This window comes from Agromyces mangrovi (assembly GCF_030296695.1).
GTDB lineage: Bacteria > Actinomycetota > Actinomycetes > Actinomycetales > Microbacteriaceae > Agromyces > Agromyces mangrovi.
This window is the reverse complement of the sequence record NZ_AP027737.1, coordinates 770,067-793,757: the sequence shown is the minus strand read 5'-3', so window position 1 is coordinate 793,757 and position 23,691 is coordinate 770,067. Positions and strand designations below refer to the sequence as shown.

At 72.5% G+C, this 23,691-nt stretch carries 19 protein-coding genes and 1 pseudogene; 11 read left to right on the top strand and 9 right to left on the bottom strand.

The window, feature by feature from the left end:
- Window positions 1-64: 64 nt before the first annotated feature.
- From QUE38_RS03740 to QUE38_RS03730, 3 genes are all read right to left on the bottom strand, one after another.
- On the bottom strand, window positions 65-1,234 hold the full coding sequence (locus QUE38_RS03740) for an ABC transporter substrate-binding protein (RefSeq protein ID WP_286310279.1): 1,170 nt from the start codon (window positions 1,232-1,234) through the stop codon (window positions 65-67).
- Window positions 1,235-1,334: 100 nt separating this feature from the next.
- Window positions 1,335-2,261: an ABC transporter permease gene (locus QUE38_RS03735; protein WP_286310278.1), complete on the bottom strand. Its 927-nt coding sequence runs from the start codon at window positions 2,259-2,261 to the stop codon at window positions 1,335-1,337.
- Window positions 2,258-4,285 (bottom strand): ATP-binding cassette domain-containing protein, encoded by a 2,028-nt coding sequence (locus tag QUE38_RS03730; protein WP_286310277.1) that lies wholly within the window; start codon window positions 4,283-4,285, stop codon window positions 2,258-2,260. Before QUE38_RS03730 ends, QUE38_RS03735 begins: the two co-directional genes overlap by 4 nt.
- 158 nt (window positions 4,286-4,443) lie before the next feature.
- Here QUE38_RS03730 and QUE38_RS03725 point away from each other — a divergent pair, with 158 nt between their 5' ends.
- Together QUE38_RS03725 and QUE38_RS03720 are read left to right on the top strand one after the other, a co-directional pair.
- The gene (locus QUE38_RS03725) at window positions 4,444-5,043 is read left to right on the top strand and encodes a helix-turn-helix domain-containing protein (RefSeq protein WP_286310276.1); all 600 of its coding nucleotides are present in this window, start codon (window positions 4,444-4,446) and stop codon (window positions 5,041-5,043) included.
- Window positions 5,044-5,047: 4 nt separating this feature from the next.
- Window positions 5,048-5,995, top strand: coding sequence for a PDR/VanB family oxidoreductase (locus QUE38_RS03720; protein WP_286310275.1), 948 nt, complete (start codon window positions 5,048-5,050; stop codon window positions 5,993-5,995).
- Here QUE38_RS03720 and QUE38_RS03715 read toward each other — a convergent pair.
- Together QUE38_RS03715 and QUE38_RS03710 are read right to left on the bottom strand one after the other, a co-directional pair.
- Entirely contained in the window at window positions 5,992-7,278 is a 1,287-nt protein-coding gene (locus tag QUE38_RS03715) for an amidohydrolase family protein (protein WP_286310274.1), read from the bottom strand. The genes QUE38_RS03720 and QUE38_RS03715 overlap by 4 nt on opposite strands.
- Before the next feature lie 63 nt (window positions 7,279-7,341).
- Complete coding sequence (locus QUE38_RS03710; protein ID WP_286310273.1) at window positions 7,342-8,661, bottom strand: threonine/serine exporter family protein; 1,320 nt, start codon at window positions 8,659-8,661, stop codon at window positions 7,342-7,344.
- Window positions 8,662-8,717: 56 nt separating this feature from the next.
- Between QUE38_RS03710 and QUE38_RS03705 the strand changes: the two genes are divergently transcribed.
- Window positions 8,718-11,165, top strand: coding sequence for an ATP-dependent helicase (locus QUE38_RS03705; protein ID WP_286310272.1), 2,448 nt, complete (start codon window positions 8,718-8,720; stop codon window positions 11,163-11,165).
- A gap of 4 nt (window positions 11,166-11,169) precedes the next feature.
- On the opposite strand, the gene QUE38_RS03700 is transcribed toward QUE38_RS03705, so the two are convergent.
- The 3 genes from QUE38_RS03700 to QUE38_RS03690 are packed head-to-tail and all read right to left on the bottom strand — an operon-like array spanning window position 11,170 to window position 12,495.
- Window positions 11,170-11,904 (bottom strand): VIT1/CCC1 transporter family protein, encoded by a 735-nt coding sequence (locus QUE38_RS03700; RefSeq protein ID WP_286310271.1) that lies wholly within the window; start codon window positions 11,902-11,904, stop codon window positions 11,170-11,172.
- Window positions 11,891-12,175 carry a hypothetical protein gene (locus QUE38_RS03695; RefSeq protein WP_286310270.1) on the bottom strand — a complete coding sequence of 95 codons (285 nt, stop codon included), beginning with the start codon at window positions 12,173-12,175 and terminating at the stop codon, window positions 11,891-11,893. Before QUE38_RS03695 ends, QUE38_RS03700 begins: the two co-directional genes overlap by 14 nt.
- Window positions 12,172-12,495, bottom strand: a complete 324-nt coding sequence (locus tag QUE38_RS03690; RefSeq protein WP_286310269.1) for a DUF7882 family protein — start codon at window positions 12,493-12,495, stop codon at window positions 12,172-12,174. Before QUE38_RS03690 ends, QUE38_RS03695 begins: the two co-directional genes overlap by 4 nt.
- Before the next feature lie 152 nt (window positions 12,496-12,647).
- Between QUE38_RS03690 and QUE38_RS03685 the strand changes: the two genes are divergently transcribed.
- The 3 genes and pseudogenes from QUE38_RS03685 (at window position 12,648) to sucD (ending at window position 15,231) form a co-directional block, all read left to right on the top strand.
- The gene (locus QUE38_RS03685; RefSeq protein WP_286310268.1) at window positions 12,648-12,941 is read left to right on the top strand and encodes a hypothetical protein; all 294 of its coding nucleotides are present in this window, start codon (window positions 12,648-12,650) and stop codon (window positions 12,939-12,941) included.
- Between the two features lie 187 nt (window positions 12,942-13,128).
- Window positions 13,129-14,294 (top strand): annotated as a pseudogene (gene sucC, locus QUE38_RS03680) (ADP-forming succinate--CoA ligase subunit beta).
- A 34-nt stretch (window positions 14,295-14,328) separates the two neighbouring features.
- Window positions 14,329-15,231: a succinate--CoA ligase subunit alpha gene (gene sucD, locus QUE38_RS03675; RefSeq protein WP_286310267.1), complete on the top strand. Its 903-nt coding sequence runs from the start codon at window positions 14,329-14,331 to the stop codon at window positions 15,229-15,231.
- Window positions 15,232-15,343: 112 nt separating this feature from the next.
- On the opposite strand, the gene QUE38_RS03670 is transcribed toward sucD, so the two are convergent.
- Window positions 15,344-17,116 carry a prealbumin-like fold domain-containing protein gene (locus QUE38_RS03670; RefSeq protein WP_286310266.1) on the bottom strand — a complete coding sequence of 591 codons (1,773 nt, stop codon included), beginning with the start codon at window positions 17,114-17,116 and terminating at the stop codon, window positions 15,344-15,346.
- A 276-nt stretch (window positions 17,117-17,392) separates the two neighbouring features.
- On the opposite strand from QUE38_RS03670, the gene QUE38_RS03665 reads away from it, so the two are divergent.
- From QUE38_RS03665 to QUE38_RS03645, 5 genes are all read left to right on the top strand, one after another.
- The gene (locus QUE38_RS03665) at window positions 17,393-18,844 is read left to right on the top strand and encodes a hypothetical protein (RefSeq protein WP_286310265.1); all 1,452 of its coding nucleotides are present in this window, start codon (window positions 17,393-17,395) and stop codon (window positions 18,842-18,844) included.
- A gap of 12 nt (window positions 18,845-18,856) precedes the next feature.
- Window positions 18,857-20,215 (top strand): cell division protein PerM, encoded by a 1,359-nt coding sequence (locus tag QUE38_RS03660; protein ID WP_286310264.1) that lies wholly within the window; start codon window positions 18,857-18,859, stop codon window positions 20,213-20,215.
- A 10-nt stretch (window positions 20,216-20,225) separates the two neighbouring features.
- Window positions 20,226-20,816: a phosphoribosylglycinamide formyltransferase gene (purN, locus tag QUE38_RS03655; protein WP_286310263.1), complete on the top strand. Its 591-nt coding sequence runs from the start codon at window positions 20,226-20,228 to the stop codon at window positions 20,814-20,816.
- Window positions 20,813-22,414 (top strand): bifunctional phosphoribosylaminoimidazolecarboxamide formyltransferase/IMP cyclohydrolase, encoded by a 1,602-nt coding sequence (gene purH / locus QUE38_RS03650; protein ID WP_286310262.1) that lies wholly within the window; start codon window positions 20,813-20,815, stop codon window positions 22,412-22,414. The genes purN and purH overlap by 4 nt, the downstream gene beginning before the upstream one ends.
- A gap of 130 nt (window positions 22,415-22,544) precedes the next feature.
- Window positions 22,545-23,639 carry a Glu/Leu/Phe/Val dehydrogenase family protein gene (locus QUE38_RS03645; protein ID WP_286310261.1) on the top strand — a complete coding sequence of 365 codons (1,095 nt, stop codon included), beginning with the start codon at window positions 22,545-22,547 and terminating at the stop codon, window positions 23,637-23,639.
- The last annotated feature ends 52 nt before the right edge of the window (window positions 23,640-23,691 follow it).

Here is a 23,691-nt window from a genome sequence, read left to right as displayed (position 1 = left end):
CGGGGAAGGGTGGGTGGGAACGGGCGCGGCGGCCCGGCCGGAGCCGGACCGCCGCGCGAATCGATCAGAACCCGATCGACTCGTCGATGAACTCGTTGGTGTAGATGTCCTCAGCGTTCAGGTCCTCGGGGATCTCGAAGCCCTGCTCGGTGTAGATCGGCACCACGATGTCGAACAGCTCCTGCACGCGGGCCTCGTCGAGGTTGCCCAGCGTGTCGTCGGGACCGTTGCCGACGAGCTCCGCCTGGAGCGTCGCGACCGAGTACTCCGCGACCTCGGCCGAGTAGACCCAGCCGGTGTCGTACGCGTCGACCAGCTCGAGGATGAGCTCGTTGGTCTCGGTCGGGTCGTCGAAGAAGTCGAGCTCGGCCTGCTGCAGCACCGGCACGAGCTCGGTGAGGCAGTCGCTGTACTCGGTGACGTCGTCCGGACGCAGCGACATCACGGCCGCGTACTTCGGGTAGCCCGCGTCGTTGATCAGCTCGTACGAGACCGGCTTGCCCCACTCGGGGACCTCGTTCTCGTAGATGAACGGCTCGGCCGAGGCGAAGCCCTGCTGCGAGATGGCGCCGTCCTCCGACACGAACACGGCGGGCAGGCCGTCGTAGGTCGAGTCGATCTGGTCCTCCGACAGGATGCCCACGCCGACGAAGTAGTCGATGTAGGTGCCGCCCGGGAAGACGCGGACCGTCACGCCCTCCTCGCCGAGGCCCGCGATGCCGTCGACGTCGGGGTACGTCTCCGGGTCCCACATGATCATCTGCGGGTCCTTCTCCAGCGGCGCGAAGACGCCGACGGTGGGCAGGTCGCCCGCGTGGGCGATCGCCTCGTCGGTGCCGACGTACGCCATGAAGATCGAGTCGTCGTTGTACATCTGCGCGTTCGGCTGCGTGAAGCCGGTCGCCGGGCCGCCCGCGAGGATGGTCACGTCGACGCCGGTGTACTCGCCGGACGCGTAGAGCGGGCCGGTGACCGACTTGATCGAGTCGTCGATCTCGGGGTCGGGCCCGACGAGCTCGTACAGGTGGCCGTGCTCCGACTCGGGGTTCCAGTCGGTCTGGATGCGGATGTCGGCGGGGCAGCCGGCCGCGGCGAGGTCGATCGAGCCGATCGTCATCTCGTCGGAGCCGGTGTCCTCCGAGCCCGCGTCGCCGGTCGACGCGCACGAGGCGAGGGCGAGCGTGCCGGCCATGAAGCCGACGGCGACGGCCGCCCGGGACGTGTGCTTGCGCATGGGTTCTCCTCTTGGTGGATGGTGCGGTGATGGTGCGATGGTGAGGTGGTGCGCCGGGGCGACGAGCGATGCGTGCACCCCGGTGGATCCGGCCGGTCGGTCAGGCGAAGTCGTACCACTTGCCGACGACCCGCTTGCCGAGCCAGCCGAAGAACCAGAACACGACGACGCCGAACAGCGACGCGAGGATGATCGAGGCGAACAGGGGATCCGCGTTGAGGCGGGCCTGGTACTTCGAGATCAACGCACCGATGCCGGGCGTGCCGCGCTGGAAGAAGAAGTCGCCGACGATGGCGCCGACGACCGCGAGCCCGGCCGAGATGCGCATGCCGGCGAAGATGGCCGGGAGCGCCGCCGGGAACTGCAGCTTCTTGAGCACCGTCCAGCGGTTGGCCCGCTGGAGGGTGAACAGCTCGCGCTGGCCCGCGTCGACCGACTGGAGGCCGAACAGGGTGTTCGACACCATCGGGAACAGCGCGATCAGCACGGCGACGATGACGCGCGCCGTGAAGTCGAACCCGAACCAGAAGCCGATGAGCGGCACGAGGGCGAGGATCGGGATGGTCTGGAGGATCACGGCGTACGGGTAGAGCGAGCGTTCGATCCACTTCGCCTGGTTCATCGCGATCGCCCAGACGACGCCGAGCACGATCGCGATGGCGAGGCCCGTGAGCGCGACCACCGCGCTGTTCCAGAGCGCCTCGAACATCTCCGGCCCGAGGTTCGGGTCGAAGTAGGTTGCGATGACGTCGTGCGGCGGCGGCAGCAGGTACGACTTCGACGGGTCGAGGATGACCGCGCCGACGAAGTACCAGAGGCCGATGATGAGCGCGGCGACCGCGAGCGGCGGGCCCCAGGTCGCGAAGCCGCGCGAGCGGCGACGACGCAGCGGCACCGGTGCGGCGGTGTCGGGCGAGAGCTCGTGCTCGACGACCTCGGGCGTGGGGACCTCCTCGGCCAGCTCATCGGTGGTGGCCTGCGCCTCCGCCGGGGCCTGCGCCCGGGCCTGCTCGGTGTCGTTGCTCATGCGCCGTGTCCTTCCCGGAGTGCGTGCGAGACCTCGCCGACCAGGGCGGCGTACTCGGCGGTGTAGCGGATCTCGGGGTCGCGCGGCATCGGGAACGGCACGTCGAACGACTCGACGATGCGGCCCGGCCGCCCCGACATCACGATGACCCGGGTCGAGAGGTAGACCGCCTCGGAGACCGAGTGGGTGATGAACAGCCCGCCGAACCGCTGCGCGGCGAACAGCTTCAGCAGCTCGTCGTTCAGGTACTCGCGGGTGATCTCGTCGAGCGCGCCGAACGGCTCGTCGAAGAGGAACAGCTCGGGGTCGAGCGTGAGCGAGCGGGCGAGCGAGGTGCGCATGCGCATGCCGCCCGAGAGCTGGCGGGGCAGGTGCTGCTCGAAGCCGGTGAGGCCGACGAGGTCGATCGCCTGCTTCGCCTTCGCGCGGCGCTCGGCCTTCGTCTGCCACTGCAGCTCGGCGAGCAGCTCCACGTTCGACTGCACGTCGCGCCAGGGCAGCAGCGTCGCATCCTGGAAGACGTAGCCGACGCGGTCGGTCGCGACCGAGGCGACGCCCTGCGACGCCTGCTCGAGCCCCGATGCGATGCGCAGCAACGTCGACTTGCCGCATCCGCTCGGCCCGACCACGGTGACGAACTCGCCGCGCTCGACCGTGAGGTCGACGCCCGAGAGCGCGACGGTGCCGTTCGGATAGGTGAGCTGCACGTCGCGGAAGTCGAGCAGCGTGCTCGTCTCCGTGGTCGTGGTGGCGGGTTCGGTGATGGCCATGTCGGCGCTCACCCCTTTCCTCGAGGGAGCCCGCCGGGACTGCCCCCGGCGTGGCGATGGTCTGTGCGACGGTGCTGCGGGCGACGACGCGTCCGCGGTGGATGACGGTGCGGGTGGCCGGGGCCTCGGCGATCGCCTCGCCCACGCTCGACGCGGGGACCGCGACGAACTCGGCGGCGGCGCCGGGGTCGGCCCCGCCTCGGGCAGGCCCATGACGCGCCTGGCGCCGGTGGAGACGAGGTCCCACGACTCCTCGAGCCCGAGGTGGCCGGCGGCGACGAGCAGCGCGGCGGTCTCGAACGGGTCGCTGCGGCCGATCGGGTTGAACGGGTCGCGCACGTTGTCGGCGCCGGCCCCGACGATCGCGCCGGCATCGATGAGCGCGCGCAGCGCGGTGATGCCGCGCGGGGTCGACACGGGGTGCTCCCAGCCCTGCAGGTAGAGGTTCGTGATCGGCAGGCCGACGACGCCGATGCCGGCTGCCACGACGGCGTCGACCGCCTCGCGCAGGTCGTCGGCGCCGAGCGTGCCGAGCCGCACGCTGTGGCCGGCGGTGCGCACGCGGTCGGCGGGCCAGTCGCGCACGGCGGCGGCGAAGCCCGTGATGGTCACCGGGCCGTCGAGCGACTCGTCGGTGTGCAGGTCGATGCCGATGCCGCGGCGCTCGGCGAGGGCGACGAGGCGCTGCACGTCGGCGTCGGGGGCAGGGTCGAGGTGCGGGGCGCCGCCGACCAGGTCGAGCCCGCGGTCGAGGGCCGCCTCGATCGTCGCGTCGTCCATGCCGACGGGCGGCAGCGCGACGAGCTCGAGGTCGAGCAGCCCGTCGAGTTCGGTGCGCAGCCGCACCATCGCGTCGACGCCGCGGAACGGGCGCTCGCCGGGGAGGAGGTTCACGTGGCTGCGGATCGCGGTGGTGCCGTTGGCGAGCAGCCGGAGCGCGGCGCGGCGGGCGCGGTCGAGGATGTCGTCCTCGGTGATCTGCTCCTGGAAGGCGTGGAAGCTCTCGATCGCGCCGACCAGGTCGCCGAACGGCGGCTCGATCGCGTCCCACGTGTACGCCTTGTCGAGGTGCGCGTGCGGCTCGGCGCCGGCGGGGAGCAGGAGGGCCCCGCGGAGGTCGAGCGCGGCGCCGGCGGCGGACCCGGAGCCCGCCGGGAGCACGTCGGCCACGACCGCCCCGTCGAGCGCGACATCGCGCAGCTCGCCCGTCGCGAGTCGGGCGTTGCGCAGCAGGGAGACGGGCTGGGGGTGCACTCGATGACCTTCGGTACGTGGCGGGCCGCGCGTCGTCGAGCGGTGCGGAAATGTTGATACTGTCAACATCGACGACGATAGGGATGGGTCGTTTCGACCGTGTTTCCCGAGGATTTCGGTCCGGGGAAAGCGCCCGATGAGCGAGAGGAACGGAGCCGATGCCGACGGACGCGACGCTCGACCAGGCCGAGCTGCTCGGTGGTCGCATCCGCGCCCTCCGACGCGACCGCGGCCTCACGCTCGTGCAGCTCTCGGAGCGCTCCGGCCTCTCGCACCCCTTCCTCAGCCAGGTCGAGAACGGCCGCGCGCGCCCCAGCTTCACCTCGCTCGACCGCATCGCCACGGCGCTCTCGACCACGCAGTTCGAGCTGTTCGCCGAGATCGCGCGCGCGGGACGTGCCGACGAGTTGCCCGGCGACGACGGTGTCGTCGTCGACGCGGGCGGCGGTACGACGGGCCGCACCTACGCCGAGGGGTCGGTGCGCGCGTTCTCGGGACGCCCCGACGGCTTCACCCCGATGGAGATCACCGCCGACAACACCGTGTTCGGGGAGTACTTCGTGCACCCCGAGGAGGAGTTCTGCTACGTGCTCGACGGCGTCGCCGAGGTGCAGATCGCCGAGCGCGCGATCACCATGCCTGCGGGCACCACCATCTACTACCCGGGCGGCACGCGTCACCGCTGGCGCTCGGGCGACGGCCGGCCGTTCCGCATCCTGTACATCAAGGGTTCCGCGCCCGCACGAGAGGACGACTGACCGCATGGACGCCGCCCCCGAGTTCGACGTCGTGGTGCGTCGCCGCACCGATCCCGTCGACCGGGTCGCGGTCGTCGAGCTCGCCCGCGTCGGCGGCCTGCCCTTCCCCGCCTGGCGGCCCGGCGCGCACGTGGACCTGCTCGCGAGCGACGACCTGGTGCGCCAGTACTCGCTCTGCGGCGATCCCGCCGACGACGGCGCCTGGCGCATCGCCGTGCTGCGCGAGGAGGACGGCCGGGGCGGCTCGGCGTGGGCGCACGAGCACCTCGTCGACGGCGCCGCCGTGCGCGCCCGCGGCCCGTGGAACCACTTCGCGATGACGGATGCCCCCGCCTACCGCTTCATCGCCGGCGGCATCGGGATCACGCCGCTGCTGCCGATGCTGGCCGCGGCCGAGGCATCCGGCACCCCCTGGACCCTGGACTACTGCGGCCGGAGCGCGAGCGGCCTGGCGTTCCTCGACGAGCTCGCGGGCTTCGGCGAGCGGGTGCGGGTGCACGCATCGGATGCCGCGGGCCGGATGGACCTCGCGACGGTGGCGCCCGAGCCGGGCGAGCTGGTCTTCGCGTGCGGCCCGCACGGCCTGCTCGACGAGCTCGAGGCGCGGTCGGCGTCCTGGGCGCCGGGCACGCTGCACGTGGAGCGGTTCGAGGCGCGCGAGCAGGGCGAGCCCGTGCTGCACGAGTCCTTCGAGGTCGAGCTCGCGGCGAGCGGGGTGACGGTGACCGTGCCGCCCGAGCGGTCGATCCTCGACGTGATCGAGGAGGAGACCGACGCGTTCGTGATCTCGTCGTGCCGCGAGGGCACCTGCGGCACGTGCGAGACGCCCGTGCTCGAGGGCGAGGTCGACCACCGCGACTCGATCCTCACCCACGAGGAGCAGGGGGCGAACGACCGCATGATGATCTGCTGCTCGCGCTCGGCCTGCCCGAAGCTGGTGCTCGACCTCTAACGACCGACCCGCTCGCGCAGTGCGGCGACGATCTCCGGCTCGTCGCCCGTGACGAGCACGCCGTCGCGCACCACGACCCGCCCCGCGACGACCACGTGGCGCGGACGGCGCCCCGGCGCCGCCCAGAGCAGCCCGGCGACCGGGTCGGCGACGCCCGCGTCCGCGACGCCCGAGACGTCCCAGACGCACAGGTCGGCGGCCGAGCCCGGCGTGAGTCGGCCGAGCTCGGGTCGCCCGAGTCCGTCGGCGGAGCCCGCGGTCGCCATCGCCAGCACGTCGGCGGCGGCGAGCGCGGGGCCGCGCAGCCCCGAGACCTGCATCGCGAGGCGCGCGTCGGCGAGCAGGTGGCCCGCGTCGTTGGATCCGCCGCCCGAGGTGCCGAGCCCGACCGCGATGCCCGCCTCGCGGAGCCGTGCGACCGGGGCGACGCCCCACCCCATGACGACGTCGCAGCCCGGGGCGTGCGTGGCCGAGGCACCGGATGCCGCGATGCGGCCGATCTCGTCGTCGTCGACGTCGCACAGGTGTGCGAGCGTCACGTCGGGCGCGAGCCAGCCCCATTCCTCGAGCAGTTCGAGCGGGCGGCGGCCGTAGCGCTCGGCGGCGACCTCGACGTCGACCTGCTCGTTCGACTGCGTGCGGCGTCGCAGTCCGCGCCGAGCGGCGACCTCGCCCATGAGCCGGAAGGTCGCCTCGACGTCGCTGTGCACGCCGGCCGGGCCGACGGCGACCTGCAGCATGCCGTCACCCGAGACGCCGCCGTGCCAGGGCACGAGCGCCTCGGCGACCGCGTCGGCCGAGGCCGCGGCGGTCTCGGGGTCGTCACGGGCCGAGCCGCGCACGAACGCCAGGCGTCCGCCGAGCGCGTGGGCGGCGTCGGCGACCGCCGTCGCGACGCCGACATCGTCGACGCCCATCGGCCAGGTGAGGTGGTGGTCGGCGACGGTCGTGACCCCCGAGAGCAGCCCTTCGGCGACGCCGACCCGCGCGGCGGCCCGCGCCAGGTCGGGGTCGATGCCCGCGGCGGCATATGCGCTCGCCATGGCGGGCAGCCAGTCGCGCATGGGAACGCTGCGCGTGCCCGGCAGGGTGCGGAACGCCGACTGCAGCAGGTGGTGGTGGGCGTTCACGAGCCCGGGCGTCACGACGCAGCCGGTCGCGTCGAGCACCTCGGCGCCGTCGACCTGGGACGCGGCGATCACCGCGTTGTCGGCGTGGACGTCGCCGTCGCGGACGACTCCGGGGGCTTCGAGGACGGCACGTGCGCCGGTCACGGTGAGCATGCGCTGGATTCTCGCAGCATCCGTGTGTCGGGCTCGTGAACGGTCGGCGGCGGCCCGGGGCGGTCAGTGCCGGCGCGGCAGCCAGCGCAGCCAGGCGGGACGGTCGTCGTCCGTCGCGTCCTCGGGGGAGACGGGCTCGACGTAGAGGTTCGCCACCTGCTGCACGCCGCGCTGGGCGGCACGGTGCGCCGCGGTGCCGATGAGCACGCCGAGCGCGATCGCCATGATCGACGTGAGCGCGGAGGCGAAGTCGGCCAGGCCCTCGGTGGTGCCGATCGCCTCGGTGAGCCCCGCGAGCCCGGACGCGCCCGGCACCAGCAGCCAGAACGCGGGCAGGAAGAGCAGCTGGGAGGGCGCCCCGATGCGCAGGCTCGAGATCCACAGCACGAGCGGCGTCATCGCCAGCGCGCCGAGGAAGCCGCCCACCGACGGCCCGGCGATCCCGGCGCCGATCGCCTGCCCGGCGTACGCGACGGAGAGTGCGAGCAGCACCCAGCCGAACGTGCGCCCGGGGGCCGAGAAGTGCAGCAGGTCGCCGACGGCGATGAGCAGCACGCCGAGCACGGCCACCCACCAGGGGAAGCGGCTCGGCGCGTCGAGGGCGACGTAGCTCGCGTCGCCGACGCCCAGCATGGTGCCGGCGGCGAGGATGCCGAAGGCCAGCAGCGCGAGCTGCACGAGTCCGGTGACCAGCCGCGACGCGCCCGCGATCATCTGGCCGGCGGCGAGCTCCATGGTCGCGGTCGTGATGACCCCGCCGGGCAGGAACGTCACGAGCGGGGCGATGAGCAGCACGATGGGGTCGCCGACCGGCACGTACGGCGCGATCAGGAACACCACGGTCGCCGAGGCGAACGCCGCGACCACGGGGAACACGAGCGCCAGGGTGGGGGAGCGCACGAGCTTGGCGAGGCCGAGCACCGCGCCGAGCCCGAACGCGATCAGCGCGCCCTGCCAGGTCGGGGTGAGCAGCATCGACAGGCCGGCCGTGAGCACCGCGTGGCCGAGCACGCGCACGAACCACGGGTAGCGGGGCCGCGACGTGCCGATCGCGTTCAGCTCGTCGATGCCGGTGGCGGGGTCGACCTCGCCGCGGCGCGCACGACCGACGAGGTCGTACAGCGCGGCGATCTGGTCGAAGCGCAGCGCGGTCGCGCGGCTGGTGCGCAGCGCGACCCGGTCGGTGCGGCCGTGGCCCGACTGCACGAGGATCACGGTCGGCAGCACCACGAAGTCGGTGTCCTCGGCGCCGTAGGCCGAGGCGATCGCCCGCATCGTCTCGTCGACCCGGTCGACCGACTCCATCGCCGCGTTCAGCCCCTCGGCGATGCCGAGCAGGAACCGCCGCAGCGTGTCCGCGTCGACCTCGTCCCGGGTCTCCATGCCGCACAGGTTAGCCGCGCTCGGGCGTCGGATGCCACGCCTAGACTTGAGCCGCCATGACCTTGATCCTCGATCCCGACGAACCCGGCGGCTGGCGCGAGCGCGCCGGAGGAGCCGCGACCGACGAGGCCCCGCGCGTCTCCGACCACCTGCTCGAGGGGCTCAACCCGCAGCAGCGCGAGGCCGTCGAGTACCGCGGGCAGGCGCTGCTCATCGTCGCGGGCGCCGGCTCGGGCAAGACGCGCGTGCTCACGCACCGCGTCGCCAGCCTGATCGAGACGAAGGAGGCGTGGCCGAGCCAGATCCTCGCGATCACGTTCACGAACAAGGCCGCGGCCGAGATGCGCGAGCGGGTCGAGGCGCTGCTCGGCGAGGCAGCCGGCGGCATGTGGATCTCGACGTTCCACTCGGCCTGCGTGCGCATCCTCCGCCGCGAGGCCGAGGCGATCGGGCTGTCGAAGACCTTCACGATCTACGACTCCGCCGACCAGCGGGTGATCCTGAAGCGCATCATCAAGGACACCTCGGCCGACACCCTCGGGTTCACCCCCGCGGGCGCCGCCGCGAAGATCTCCAAGCTCAAGAACGAGCTCGCCGACGTCGAGTCGTACGCGCGCAACGCGAACCTCGACGACCCGCAGGAGGCGATGTTCCTCGACATCTTCCGGCAGTACACCCGGCGCCTGCGCGACGCGAGCGCGCTCGACTTCGACGACCTCATCGCCGAGACCGTCTACCTGTTCCGCGCCTTCCCGAAGGTCGCGGCGCTCTACCAGCGTCGGTTCCGGCACATCCTGGTCGACGAGTACCAGGACACCAACCACGCCCAGTACTCGCTCATCCGCGAGCTCACCCGGCCCGTCGAGCCCGACGTGGTCGCCGAGCTCGAGTCGCACGGCGTGCGCATGCGGGCGCTCGCCGACGACGACGGACGCATCCCGGGCGCGAGCCTCACCGTGGTCGGCGACTCCGACCAGTCGATCTACGCGTTCCGCGGCGCCGACATCCGCAACATCGTCGAGTTCGAGCGCGACTTCCCCGGCGCGAAGGTCGTGCTGCTCGAGCAGAACTACCGGTCGACGCAGAACATCCTCTCCGCCGCGAACGCCGTCATCTCCAACAACTTCGACCGCAAGGACAAGAAGCTCTGGACGGCCGACGGCGACGGCGCGAAGATCGTCGGCTACACCGGGTACACCGCCCACGACGAGGCGCAGTTCATCGCCGACGAGATCGACGCGCTGCACCGCTCCGGCATCGCCTACCGCGACATCGCCGTGTTCTACCGCACCAACGCCCAGACCCGTGCGCTGGAGGAGATCTTCGTGCGGTCGGCCCTGCCGTACCGCGTGGTCGGCGGCACCAAGTTCTACGAGCGAGCCGAGATCAAGGACGCGATGGCGTACCTCATCGCCGTCGCCAACCCGCTCGACGAGCTCGCCCTCCGCCGCATCCTGAACACCCCCAAGCGCGGCATCGGGCCGGCCACCGAGACGCAGCTCGCGAACTTCGCCGACGAGAACGGCATGACCTTCCGCGAGGCGATGCGCGTGGCATCCGGCCTGGGCCTCGGCCCGAAGGTGACCGGCGCGATCACGGCGCTCGCCGACCTGCTCGACGAGGCCGCCGAGCTGGCTGACCCGGCCCGCGAGAGCGGGCCCTCCAAGGTCGCCGACGTGCTGCTGCACCTCATGGCGGGCAGCGGGCTGCTCGACACGCTCCGCAGCAGCCGCGACCCGCAGGACGAGACGCGCGCCGAGAACGTCGAGGAGCTCGTCGCGCAGACCCGCGACTTCGACCGCGAGAACCCGGGTGCGACGCTGCTCGACTTCCTCACCCAGGTCTCGCTCGTGGCCGCCGCCGACGAGATCGACGACGAGTCGGGCACGGTCTCGCTCATGACGCTGCACACCGCGAAGGGCCTCGAGTACCACGCGGTGTTCCTCACCGGCATCGAGGAGGGGCTGCTGCCGCACCAGATGTCGGCGACCGAGCCCGGCGGCCCGGCCGAGGAGCGGCGCCTGTTCTACGTGGGCATCACGCGCGCCCGCCGGCGGCTGTACCTCTCGCTCGCGATGAGCCGCGCCCAGTTCGGCGAGGTCGCCGTGGCCATGCCGAGCCGGTACCTGCAGGAGATCCCCGACGGGCTCATCGACTGGCGGCAGTCGCCGGGCGACGCGACCTCGCGCGGCGGCACGCGCCCGCGCGCGCTCAACGCACGGCAGTCGCGCGACCAGCAGCGACGCGACCGCTTCAGCATCGCGTCGGCGACCAAGGCGAAGACCGAGTGGACGAACCGCGTCACGGCGACCGTGCGCGACAACGGCGACCTCGAGCTCGAGGCGGGCGACCGAATCCGCCACGCCGACTTCGGCGAGGGCCGGGTGACGCAGGTGACGGGCATCGGGCCGAAGCGCGTGGCGCACGTGTCGTTCGACACGTCGGGGCAGAAGAAGCTGCTCATCAAGATCGCGCCGATCGAGAAGCTGTCGGCGAACCCCTGACGGGTCAGGCCACGCTCACGCCGAGCAGCGCGCCGATCGCGTAGGTGACGGCGAGCGCGAGCGCTCCGCCGATCGTGACGCGGAGGATCGCGCGCAGCCGCGGGCTGCCGCCGATCCAGGCGCTGAGCCACCCGGTGATCGCGAGCGCGACGACGACCGCGATGAACGTCAGCGGGATGCGCCACTCCGGCGGCGGCAGCAGGATGGCCAGCATCGGCAGCACGGCGCCGATGGTGAAGGCGAGCGCCGAGGCGCCGGCCGCGTGCCACGGGTTGGTGAGCTCGTCTTCCGCGATGTGCAATTCGACCTCGAGGTGCGCCGCGAGCGCGTCGTGCTCGGTGAGCTCGCGCGCGACCCGATCGGCGGTCTCGGCCGAGAGCCCCTTCGCCCGATAGAGCTCGGCCAGTTCGGCGAGCTCCTGCTCGGGCATGTGCTCGAGCTCCCACCGCTCCTTCGCGATGAGGGCCCGCTCGGTGTCGCGCTGGCTGTTCACCGACACGTACTCGCCGAGTCCCATCGAGATCGCGCCGGCGAGCACCGCCGCGACGCCCGCGATGAGGATCGCCGCGGTGTCGGTCGTGGCCGCCGCGACGCCAACCACGAGGGCGGCGACCGAGACGATGCCGTCGTTCGCGCCGAGCACGCCGGCGCGCAGCCAGTTCAGTCGCGACGCGACGTCGCCCGAGTGCGGGTCGGCGCCGTGCTCGGGCTCGGCGGGCGGGCCGTCAGTCCGCGTCATCCGGTGCGGTCCCGTGGTCGCTCGGGTCCTCCGGGTCGGGCTCGGGGTGGTCGAGGTCGTCGATGCCCGGTGCGATCGGGATGAGCGCGATGGGGACGCCCGGCGCGATCAGCAGGTCCGCCGGCTGCGGCCTGCCCTCGCCGTAGTTGACGCGGAGCCAGAACGGCTCGTTGTGCTCGTGCGCGGCGATGATGCGCTCGCGGTACTCGGCGAACTCCTGCTCGCCGATCGAGTAGACCGCGCCGTCGTAGGCGATGTTGATCCGCTTCACTTCGCCTCCTCGGCCGGGCCGTTGCCGGTGGGCTCGCGCACGATCTGCAGGCCGCTCGACGAGTTCGCCGTCGACATCAGGGCGTCGATCCAGGCGCGGTTGATCGACGGCGGCCGGCCGCCGGAGAACTTGAAGTGCAGCGAGATCGACGGATGCATCCAGAGTGCGCTCCGGCCGTTGCCGATCGACGTGTCGTCGCGCCACGAGAAGTAGAACGACTCGCCCCGCCGGAGCTTCGCACCGATGACGAGCTGCAGGTGCGCGAGCACCCGGTCGTCGAAGTCGACCGTGAGCGTCGAGTCGTAGGTGAGCTTGCCCATGGGGTTCGGGTACCTCCATCGGACCGCGCCCCGCGCACGGTCGTCTCCCATCATGTACCGCGACCACCCCGTGATCGCAACCCCTTTGCTCCTCGGTCCGAGTGGGGCAACCTGCCGGTATGCACCGGGTCTGGTATGGGGGAACGTCGTTCATGATGGCCGACCGCGCCGTCGTCGGGTTGTTCGACTTCGCCGCGTCCGCCGCGGGTGCGCGCCAGGGAGCGCACGTGGAGCTGCCCATCGTCGACGTCGACGGCAGCACCGGCACGATGCGGGCGGTGATCGGGCCGGCGAGCCAGATCCTCGCGCGCCGCATCGACGATGGGAGCGACGACCCGGACGTCGAGGCGTTCGTGGCCGACCTGGGCGAGCGCGCGCTGCCGTACGGCCATGCGAGGGCGGTGCCAGACAGCGGCCATCCGCTGCCCGACATCGACCTCGAGTGAGGCCCGCTGCGCATCGTGCACGCAGCGGTTGCGCGCGGCTGCGTCCCCACGTTTCGTGCTGTCCGTCGGGGGAGGGGTAGGCTACTGGCTGGCCCGAAACCCTCTCGACGTCGAGTCACTCGAGGCGCATGGGCCGCTCACCCCACCAGCCCCACGCAGGCGTTGACCAGCGGATAGGAAGTACAGCGTGGATCTCTACGAGTACCAGGCCAGAGACGTGTTCGAGAAGTACGGGGTGCCGGTGCTGCCGGGCATCATCGCGGATACCCCGGAGGAGGTGCGCGCCGCTGCCGAGCAGCTCGGCGGCGTGGTCGTCGTCAAGGCCCAGGTGAAGATCGGCGGCCGCGGCAAGGCCGGCGGCGTCAAGGTCGCGAAGACCCCCGACGAGGCGGAGGAGGCCGCGAAGGCGATCCTCGGGCTCGACATCAAGGGCCACGTCGTCCAGCGCGTGATGGTCGCCGGCGGCGCTCGCATCGCCGAGGAGTACTACTTCTCCGTGCTGCTCGACCGCGCCAACCGCTCCTACCTCTCGCTCACGAGCTTCGAGGGCGGCATGGAGATCGAGCAGCTCGCGGTCGAGAAGCCCGAGGCGCTCGCTCGCATCGAGGTCGACCCGAACACGGGCCTCGACCTCGAGGGCGCGAAGGCGATCGCGGTCGCCGCGAAGTTCCCCGCCGAGATCGTCGACAAGGTCGCGCCGGTCTTCGTGAAGCTCTACGAGGTGTACACCGGCGAGGACGCCACGCTCGTCGAGGTGAACCCGCTCGTGCTGACCGAGGAGGGCGACATCATCGCCCTCGACGGCAAGGTCTCGCTCGACGAGAACGCCGAGTTCCGCCACCCGATGCACGCCGAGCTCGAGGACGCGGCCGCGGCCGACCCCTCGAGGCGAAGGCCAAGGCGCAGGACCTCAACTACGTGAAGCTCGACGGCGAGGTCGGCATCATCGGCAACGGCGCGGGCCTCGTCATGTCGACGCTCGACGTGGTCGCCTACGCGGGCGAGGAGCACGGCGGCGTGAAGCCGGCGAACTTCCTCGACATCGGCGGCGGCGCCTCGGCCGAGGTCATGGCCAACGGCCTCGACGTCATCCTCGGCGACCCGCAGGTCAAGGCGGTCTTCGTGAACGTCTTCGGCGGCATCACCGCGTGCGACGCGGTCGCCAAGGGCATCGTGGGCGCGCTCGCCGAGCTCGGCTCGACCGCGAACAAGCCGCTGGTCGTGCGCCTCGACGGCAACAACGTCGAGGAGGGTCGCCGCATCCTGAACGAGGCGAACCACCCGCTGGTCACGCTCGCCGCGACGATGGACGAGGGCGCCGCCAAGGCCGCCGAGCTCGCCAACGCCGCCTAGGACTCGACGACAGAGAACAGGACACCGCGAAACCATGTCGATCTTCCTCAACAAGGACTCCAAGGTCATCGTCCAGGGCATCACCGGCGGCGAGGGCACCAAGCACACCGCGCTCATGCTGAAGGCCGGCACCCAGGTCGTCGGCGGCGTGAACGCGCGCAAGGCCGGCACCACGGTGCTGCACCACGACGCCGAGGGCGCCCCGGTCGAGCTGCCCGTCTACGGCTCGGTCGCCGAGGCCATGGCCGAGACCGGCGCCGACGTCTCGATCGCGTTCGTGCCGCCCGCGTTCACCAAGGACGCCATGATCGAGGCCATCGACGCGGGCATCGGCCTGCTCGTGGTCATCACCGAGGGCGTGCCCGTGCAGGACACCGCCGAGGCGTGGGCCTACAACAAGGCCAAGGGCGAGCAGACCCGCATCATCGGCCCGAACTGCCCGGGCATCATCACGCCGGGAGAGTCGCTCGTCGGCATCACCCCGGCCACGATCACCGGCAAGGGCCCGATCGGCCTCGTCTCCAAGTCGGGCACGCTCACGTACCAGATGATGTACGAGCTGCGCGACCTCGGGTTCTCGACCGCCATCGGCATCGGCGGCGACCCGATCATCGGCACCACGCACATCGACGCGCTCGCCGCGTTCGAGGCCGACCCCGAGACGAAGGCGATCGTCATGATCGGCGAGATCGGCGGTGACGCCGAGGAGCGCGCGGCCGACTTCATCGCGGCCAACGTGACGAAGCCGGTCGTCGGCTACGTCGCCGGCTTCACCGCGCCCGAGGGCAAGACCATGGGCCACGCGGGCGCCATCGTCTCCGGCTCGGCCGGCACCGCCCAGGCCAAGAAGGAGGCCCTCGAGGCCGCCGGCGTCAAGGTCGGCAAGACCCCCTCCGAGACCGCCACGCTGCTGCGCGAGGTCTACGAGGCGCTGTAGGACCGTCCGCACCCGGTGAATCGTCCCGGGGGCGTACGAGGAGGGCCCCGCAGGCAACGCCTGCGGGGCCCTCGGTTCTCTCACGCGCGATCGATGTCGCTGCTCCTTCCGATCACGGGTCGATCACGACCACGCAGGTGTAGGTGCCGGGCAGCAGGTCCTCGATCGTGACGCTCGGGTCGTCGATCTCGTCCGACAGCGGGATGTCGGGCGCTGCGTCGTCCGGCTCCTCGACGGTCGCGTCGCACTCGATGCTCGAGAACGTGCCGCCGTCGATCTGGGAGTCGACGCTCACCGTGAGGTCGGTGAGCGGCGTGTTGTGGAACGACACCGTGTTCGAGTCGTCGGCTCCGCCGCATCCGTCGCCCAGCGTCACCGTGACGTCCTGCTCGTCGTCGTCGCTGACGTACCCGTCGGGCACCGTCTCGGTGACGGTGTAGTCGCCGGCCACGCTCGAGATGATGAGGTCGTCGACGCACACGGTGCCGTCGTCGCCGGTGACGGCCTCGATGCCCTCGGTGAGGTCACCGCCGGTCACCGTGAAGGTCACGCCCGCGTGCGGGTCGGTCAACGGTGGGTCGGCCGCGGCGTGCTTTCGCGTCTTCTCGATCAGGATCGACCCCGTCTGCAGCGTGTTGGTGTACGTGCAGTCGAGGATGTCGCTCGCGTCGTCGAGGTCGAACGTGATGACCCCGGTGCCGATGTTCGTCGAGTCGGGCGTCACCCCGGTGCTCGCCGAGCAGTCGATCGACGTGAGCGCCCATCCGGTGGGCAGCGGCATCGTCTCGGTGACCGTGAGGTCGTCGCCGAAGAACACGTTGTCGATCGTCTCCACTCCGTCGTCGGAGAGGCTGAACGGTGGGTTCGTGCCGTCGTCCTGACTCTCGAGGACGGTGGTGTATCCGAACGACGTGCTGTCGCCGTCGGGCACCGTCTGCTTGCGGATGATCACCTTGGCGCAGTTCGTCAGGTCGACGTCGGCGGGTGCGATGAAGTCCTTCAGCGCGGCCGTGAACGAGTCGGAGGACCGGCTCTTCAGGTACGCGCTGCCGAACGAGATGCACTCGTCGCTGCCGACGATGGCGGAGAAGTCGACGGATGCCTCGCCGAACGTGCGCGGCGAGATGGCACCGAGCCCGTCGGAGTTGCCCGCGGCGATCGCCGAGGTGTTGATCGACCCCGTCGCGTCACCCGACGCCGTCAGGCTGGAGCGGAGACCCCAACACGGCAGCTTGTTCGACGAGACGCAGTCGTTCTTGCTCACGGCCATGCCGTCGAAGTCGGCGTCGGTCAGCCAGTAGGCGAGGAACAGCTCGGGGTTGGTGCCGCCCTGCGCGAGGTCGTACTGGATGAGCAGGTCGGCCTCGGTGCGCACGGGCGTCACGCCGTTGTCCGAGACCTCGTCGGACTGGTTGAACTCGAAGTCCATGTTCGTCGTGCCGCTCGGCTCCTGGACGCGGTGCCAGAAGAGGTGCAGGAACGAGCCGCTCCCGGGCTCCTCGAGGTAGGCGCCGAAGTTCAGCAGGTCGCTCTTGTTCGGCGGGATGCTGCCGTCGACGACCGCGGGCACCTGGGTGTCCTCCTTCGAGCCCTGGCCGAACGAGTCGTCGCCGGAGCCGGAGGCGAGGTCGGGCTGGCGGGTCTCGTCGACCTCGTCCCAGTCGAACCAGGGATCCGCGTCGTCGGTGACGAGGTTCGCATCGACGTCGATCTCGAAGTCGCTGCCGGTCAGGCTGACGGTCGGATGGGCCGCGAATGCGGGGCCCGCGACGAACGCGGTGCCGATGAGGGCGAACCCGGCGACGGCTGCTGCGAGACGCCGCGCTCCACGGCGCCTGCCGGTGCCGGGTGGAATGGGTCGTGGGGTGGACTCGGACGAGGGCATCGTCGCCTCCGGTGGTGCGGAACGTCACCCGGCCCGGGCAGGCCGGATGGGTGATCCTGCGGCCGGGTGGGGGCACCGGAGGGGGTCGAGTGATGTGGCCTCCCGACGGGTGTCGGGGGAAGCCCATCTGCCGACGGGTCACGACGGTCGAAGCCTACTGCGGTCGGGCCGCCGTCCGCTACCCCAAAATGAGGGATACTCATGAAGATTGCACACCGTGCACGCGCGGCGCGGCGCGCGCCCTCGCTAGTCTGGGCCCGACGGAAGAGGGTGGGGATGGCGTCGGCAGCAGATCGCGCGCTCGCGGAGCGCATCGCGGAACTCGAGGCGGAGAACGCGCGGCTGCGCGCGTCGATCGACGAGGACGTGGCGCCCGCGGCGCCGCCCGAGCGCCGGCGCAGCTCCGGTCGCGGGCGCGCGGTGGTCGCGGCGATCCTCCTGGTCGTGGGCATCGTGCTCGCGCCGGTCGCCGTGCTGGGCGGGTGGGCGCGCGCGCAGCTGGTCGACACCGACCAGTTCGTCGCCACGTTCGGCCCGCTGGCCGAGGACCCAGCGGTGCAGGCGTACGTGGCCGACCAGGCCACCACGGTCGTGCTCGAGCAGGTGGACGTGGCCGGCCTCACCGGGTCGGTGTTCGACGGCATCCGCGACCTCGAGATCCCCGACGCCGCCAAGCAGGCGCTCACGCTGCTCGAGGGCCCGGCGGTGCAGGGCATCGAGAACCTCGTCGGCACCGTGGTCGAACGCCTGGTCGAGTCCGAGGCGTTCGCCGACGTCTTCCAGACCGCGCTGCGCTCGAGCCACACCCAGCTGGTCGCCGCGATGCAGGGCGACCCCGACGCGGCCCTCTCCATCGACGACGCGGGCCAGATCGGCATCCAGCTCGCGCCGGTGATCGCCGAGGTCAAGGAGCGCCTCGTCGACGCGGGCGTCGGCTTCGCCGCGTCGATCCCCGAGGTCGACCGCACGATCGTGATCGCGCAGGCCGACGCCCTGATCACGGTGCAGCTCGTCTACGCGCTGGCCGTGACCGCCGGCACCTGGCTGCCTTGGGTCGTGATCGGGTTGCTCGTGATCGGCGTGCTCGCCGCCCGCAACCGGCCGCGCACGCTGGTCTGGACGGGCGCCGGCCTCGCGCTCTCGCTGGGACTGCTCGCCGGCGGCTTCGGCATCGCGCGCCTCTACTTCCTCGCGAGCGTCTCCCCGTCGCTCATGCCGCTCGGCGCGGCCGAGGCCGTCTACGACCAGATCGTCGACCGCATGGCGGCGACCGCCGTCGCGCTCGCGCTCTTCGGCGTCGCGGTCGCGGTCATCGCGTGGTTCTCCGGCGGGTCCGAGACGGCCGGCCGCATCCGGGCGCTCGGCGCCGCGGGCTTCGGCAGCGTACGCCGGGCAGCGCTCGCGCGCGGCGTCTCGACCGGCGGCTTCGGGCGCTGGCTCGACCGGCAGGCACTGCTCGTGCGCATCGCGGTGCTGGTGATCGGCGCCGGCGGGGTGCTGTTCACCCGTCCGGTCACGGTGGGCCTCGTCATCGGCACGGTGGTGATCGTGCTGGTGCTGCTGGCGCTGCTCGAACTGCTGCGCTTGCCCGAAGCGGACGAGCGCGCGGTCGACGGCGATCTCGACGACGAGGAGATCGACGACGAGGCGGATGCCGGTGAGCCGGCCGAGCCCGGGTCCGGCGACGCGTCGGCGGATGCGCCGGTGACGGGAGCCGGCGCCCGGTAGGCTCACCGCGGCATGTCACGATCCACCACCATCCTGCTGGCCGCCCTCGAGGCGCTCGTCGTCGCGGCCGTCGGCATCGGGCTCGCGGTCGTGCCCCTCGCGCTGGTCTGGGCGATCAGCACGGGCATGGCCGCCGATCCGCTCGACTACTGGGGTGCGGCGGCCCTCGCGTGGCTCGTCGGGAACGGGGTCGACCTGGCGGTCGAGCTCGATCCGGTCGTGGCCGCATCGCTCGGCGTGGAGGGCGAGGCAGCGGCGTTCGACGTCACGATCGCGCTGCTGGGGTTCTCGGTGCTCACGGTCGGCGCCGGGCTGCACGTCGGGCGCCGCTCGGCGACCGCAGGGCATGCCGTGAGCGGCGTGGTCGCGACGGCCCTCGTCACGGGTGCGGCGGGCTCCCTGTTCGCCCTCACCGCGGGCGTTCCCGGGGTCGTGCCGTCGGCCTGGCAGGCCGCGATCGTGCCGGGCCTGCTGGTGGTCGCGGGCGGTGCGGTCGGCGCGGGCATCGAGGCGGCTCGGCTCGGGGCCAGGGGCACGGATGCGACGACGGGCGTCGTGCGCGGCCGGCTCGTGTCGCTCGACCCGGCGTGGCGCGACGCCGTGCGGGTCGCGCTGCGCGCGGGCGCAGCGGCCGCGATCGGCATCGTGGGGGCGGCGGCCGTCGCCGTCGCGGTCGCCCTGGCGGTCGACTACGCCACCGTGGCCGGCCTCTGGCAGTCGCTCGGCGCGGACGTGCCCGGCGGCATCGCGCTGGCGATCGGCCAGCTCGCGCTGCTGCCGAACCTCGTCGCCTGGGCGGCGTCGTGGATCGTGGGACCCGGCTTCGCGCTGGGTGCCGGCACGTCGGTATCGCCCGGCGGCACGCTGCTCGGCCCCGTGCCCGGCCTGCCGGTGCTGGGCGCGATCCCGAAGCTCGACCCCGGCCTCGGCTACCTCGCACTGCTGGTGCCGGTGCTGCTCGGCTTCGCCGCGGGGTACTTCGTGCACCGCAGCGTCGACGCCCGACGGCGACGGCGCGCGAGCGGCCGGCCCGAGCAGCGACCCGCTCCGCGCTCGGCGCTCTGGACGGGCGCGGTCACTGTCGGCGAGGGGCTGGCGGCGGGCGTCGTGGCGGGCGTGCTGCTCGGCGTGCTCGCGTGGTGGTCGTCGGGTGCCGTCGGTCCCGGACGGCTCGCAGAGGTCGGGCCCGACTGGTGGCCGGTCGCGCTGGCGACCGCGGCGCTCGTCGGCGTGCCCGCGGCGCTGGGTGCGGTGGCGGCGGTCGTCGCCGGAGCGCGCCCCGGCCCGGAGGGCGGACGCGACCCCGGGGCATCCGCTCGCCCCACCCCGTCGGACCTCTCCGCGACCGACGTGATCCGCACCACCGAGTAGGCTCGACGACGTGCTCAAGCTCGTCGTGCTGATCTCCGGCGGCGGATCGAACCTCCGCGCCCTGCTCGAGGCGTCGGAGGACGCCGAGTTCCCCGCTCGGGTCGTCGCGATCGGCGCCGACCGCGAGGCCGACGGGCTGGTGCTGGGGGAGGAGTTCGGCATCCCGACCTTCACGGTGCCGTTCCGCGGCCCGGCCGACCGCGACCGCTGGGGCGAGGAGCTCCTCGCGCAGGTGCGGTTCTGGCAGCCGGACCTTGTCGTGCTGAGCGGCTTCATGCGCATCGTGCCGCCGGTCATGGTCGACGCCCTCTCGCCGCGCATGATCAACACCCACCCCGCGTACCTGCCCGAGTTCCCGGGCGCGCACGGCGTGCGCGATGCGCTGGAAGCCGGCGTCACCCAGACCGGGGCGAGCCTCATCGTCGTCGACGACTCGGTCGACGGCGGGCCGATCATCGCGCAGGAGCGGGTGCCGGTGCACGCCCACGACACCGAGCAGGCGCTGCACGAGCGCATCAAGCCCGTCGAGCGACGCCTGCTGGTGCAGGCCGTGATCGACATCGCGAACGGAACGATCGACCTGGAGGACCTGCGCGCATGAGCGGACCGAGCCACGACCACTCCCTCTGCCGCGAGCGCGACCTCGTGCCGGTACGCCGGGCGCTGGTTTCGGTGAGCGACAAGACCGGACTGCTCGAGCTCGCGGGCGCGCTCGCCGCGGCCGGGGTCGAGATCGTCTCGACCGGGTCGACGGCCGCGACCATCCGCGGCGCGGGCCACGACGTCACCGACGTCGCGAGCGTGACCGGCTTCGCCGAGGCGCTCGACGGCCGCGTGAAGACCCTGCACCCGGCGGTGCACGCGGGCCTGCTCGCCGACCTGCGCCTCGAGCACCACGAGCAGCAGCTCGCCGAGCTCGGCATCGCCGCGTTCGACCTCGTCGTCGTGAACCTCTACCCGTTCCGCCAGACGGTCGCCTCGGGCGCCCCCGCGCTCGACGTCGTCGAGCAGATCGACATCGGCGGGCCCGCCATGGTGCGCGCCTCCGCGAAGAACCACGCCAACGTCGCGATCGTCGTCTCGCCCGACCGCTACGCCGAGATCGCCGAGGCGGTCGCCGCGGGCGGCACGACCCTCGCGCAGCGGCAGCGCCTCGCGGTCGAGGCGTTCCGGCACACGGCCGGCTACGACGTCGCCGTCGCGTCCTGGCTCGGCAACGTCGTGGCGCCCGACGACGAGGGCACGGGCTTCCCGGGCTGGGTCGGCGGCACGTGGGAGCGCACGCAGTCGCTCCGCTACGGCGAGAACTCGCACCAGTCGGCCGCGCTCTACGCCACGCCCGAGGGGCGGGGCATCGCGCAGTCCGTGCAGCTGCACGGCAAGGAGATGTCGTACAACAACTACGTCGACGCGGATGCCGCGGTGCGGGCCGCGTTCGACTTCGACGAGCCCGCCGTGGCGATCATCAAGCACGCGAACCCGTGCGGCATCGCGGTGGGCGAGCCCGGGGCATCCGACCCCATCGCGAGCGCTCACGAGCGCGCGCACGCGTGCGACCCGGTGTCGGCGTTCGGCGGCGTGATCGCCGCGAACCGCACGGTCACGCGGGCCATGGCCGAGACCGTCAGCGGCATCTTCACCGAGGTGCTCATCGCACCGGCCTTCGAGGCCGACGCGGTCGAGGTGCTGACGACGAAGAAGAACATCCGCCTGCTCACCCTGCCCGAGGGCTTCCAGCCGACCGTGCTCGAGCAGAAGCAGGTCTCGGGCGGGCTGCTGCTGCAGCAGGCCGACCGGGAGTTCGCGCCGTTCTCGGAGTGGACGCTCGCCGCCGGCGAGCCCGCCGACGAGGCGCTCGCGGCCGAGCTCGAGTTCGCCTGGCGCGCCTGCCGGGCGGTGAAGTCGAACGCCATCCTGCTCGCCTCCGGCGGCGCCTCGGTCGGCGTCGGCATGGGGCAGGTCAACCGGGTCGACTCGTGCCGGCTCGCGGTCGAGCGGGCGGGGGAGCGCGCGAGCGGCTCGGTCGCGGCATCCGACGCCTTCTTCCCGTTCGCCGACGGGCCGCAGATCCTGTTCGACGCGGGCGTGCGCGCGGTCGTGCAGCCCGGTGGCTCGGTGCGCGACGAGGAGGTCGTCGCCGCGGCGAAGGCCGCGGGCGTGACCATGTACCTGACGGGCGAGCGGCACTTCTTCCACTGAGCGCGGGTCCGCGTCGCGGGCGCTCGCTCGTGCCGGCGCGGCGTATCCTGAGGGGAACACGGCGCTCACGAGGCGCCGCCCATCACAGCCATGCCGCCCACCCGGCGGACGGACCAGGAGCGACCCACCCATGACACTCGCGCACCCCGCAACGACGCCGGACGCGGCGACCGCCCACATCCTCACCGAGGAGACTCCCGACCACGAGCGCATCCTCATCACGACGGGTGCCCGGTCGGGCCTCACCATCATCGTCGCCGTGCACTCGACGCGGCTCGGGCAGGCCCTCGGCGGTGCGCGCCTCTGGCAGTACGACCACTGGACCGACGCGCTCGCCGACGCGCTGCGGCTGTCGCGCGCGATGACGCTGAAGAACGCCGCTGCGGGCCTCGCCCGCGGTGGTGGCAAGTCGGTCATCCGCGTGCCGCGGGGCGTGACGCTGACCGCCGACGAGCGCGTCGCGGCCATGCGCGACCTCGGCGACGCGGTCGAGAGCCTCGGCGGGGCGTACATGACCGCGGAGGACGTCGGCACGAGCGCCGAGCTGATGGCGGTCGTCGCCGAGCGCACCGACCACGTCTGCGGGCTCCCGCCCGAGCAGGGCGGCGTGGGCGAGCCGGCGGATGCCACCGCCGCGGGCGTGCTCGCGGGCATCCGCGCGACCGTGGCCGAGCTGTTCGGCGACGCCGACCTCGCGGGCCGCCACCTCGTGATCTCGGGCCTCGGCCAGGTGGGCGGGCGCCTCGCGCGCGCCCTCGCCGCCGAGGGGGCGCGCCTCACCGTGACCGACGTGGTCGACGCGCGACGCGAGCTCGCCGACGAGCTCGGCGCCGACTGGGTCGCCCCGGCCGGCGCGCACCGGGTCGAGGCCGACCTGTTCGTGCCGTGCGGCCTCGGCGGCGTGCTCACCGCCGACGTGATCGGCGAGCTCCGCGTGCGCGCCGTCGTGGGTGCGGCGAACAACCAGCTGGCCCGGCGCGAGTCGGCGTCGCTGCTCGCCGAGCGCGGCATCCTCTGGGCGCCCGACTTCGTCGTGAACGCGGGTGGCGTGATCTACCTCGACCTCGCCTCCCAGCCCGACGCCGACGCCGCCGCGATCGACGCGCGCGTCGCGACGATCGGCGACACCGTGCGCGCGGTCTACCGCGAGGCCGCGGCCTCCGGCACGACCACGCTCGCCGCCGCCGAGCGCCTCGCGCGGGGCCGCCTCGACCGCGCGCGGTGAGCCCCGGCACGCGCCCGGGGCGGCCCGCCGTGGCCGCTAGGCTCGTGCCGTG

Bases quoted from the DNA above. Each gene is read 5' to 3' on its own strand.
- QUE38_RS03740 (WP_286310279.1), bottom strand. From the start codon at position 1,234: ATGCGCAAGCACACGTCCCGGGCGGCCGTCGCCGTCGGCTTCATGGCC.
- QUE38_RS03735 (WP_286310278.1), bottom strand. From the start codon at position 2,261: ATGAGCAACGACACCGAGCAGGCCCGGGCGCAGGCCCCGGCGGAGGCG.
- QUE38_RS03725 (WP_286310276.1), top strand. From the start codon at position 4,444: ATGCCGACGGACGCGACGCTCGACCAGGCCGAGCTGCTCGGTGGTCGC.
- QUE38_RS03720 (WP_286310275.1), top strand. From the start codon at position 5,048: ATGGACGCCGCCCCCGAGTTCGACGTCGTGGTGCGTCGCCGCACCGAT.
- QUE38_RS03715 (WP_286310274.1), bottom strand. From the start codon at position 7,278: ATGCTCACCGTGACCGGCGCACGTGCCGTCCTCGAAGCCCCCGGAGTC.
- QUE38_RS03710 (WP_286310273.1), bottom strand. From the start codon at position 8,661: ATGGAGACCCGGGACGAGGTCGACGCGGACACGCTGCGGCGGTTCCTG.
- QUE38_RS03705 (WP_286310272.1), top strand. From the start codon at position 8,718: ATGACCTTGATCCTCGATCCCGACGAACCCGGCGGCTGGCGCGAGCGC.
- QUE38_RS03700 (WP_286310271.1), bottom strand. From the start codon at position 11,904: ATGACGCGGACTGACGGCCCGCCCGCCGAGCCCGAGCACGGCGCCGAC.
- QUE38_RS03690 (WP_286310269.1), bottom strand. From the start codon at position 12,495: ATGGGCAAGCTCACCTACGACTCGACGCTCACGGTCGACTTCGACGAC.
- QUE38_RS03685 (WP_286310268.1), top strand. From the start codon at position 12,648: ATGATGGCCGACCGCGCCGTCGTCGGGTTGTTCGACTTCGCCGCGTCC.
- sucD (WP_286310267.1), top strand. From the start codon at position 14,329: ATGTCGATCTTCCTCAACAAGGACTCCAAGGTCATCGTCCAGGGCATC.
- QUE38_RS03670 (WP_286310266.1), bottom strand. From the start codon at position 17,116: ATGCCCTCGTCCGAGTCCACCCCACGACCCATTCCACCCGGCACCGGC.
- QUE38_RS03665 (WP_286310265.1), top strand. From the start codon at position 17,393: ATGGCGTCGGCAGCAGATCGCGCGCTCGCGGAGCGCATCGCGGAACTC.
- QUE38_RS03660 (WP_286310264.1), top strand. From the start codon at position 18,857: ATGTCACGATCCACCACCATCCTGCTGGCCGCCCTCGAGGCGCTCGTC.
- purH (WP_286310262.1), top strand. From the start codon at position 20,813: ATGAGCGGACCGAGCCACGACCACTCCCTCTGCCGCGAGCGCGACCTC.
- QUE38_RS03645 (WP_286310261.1), top strand. From the start codon at position 22,545: ATGACACTCGCGCACCCCGCAACGACGCCGGACGCGGCGACCGCCCAC.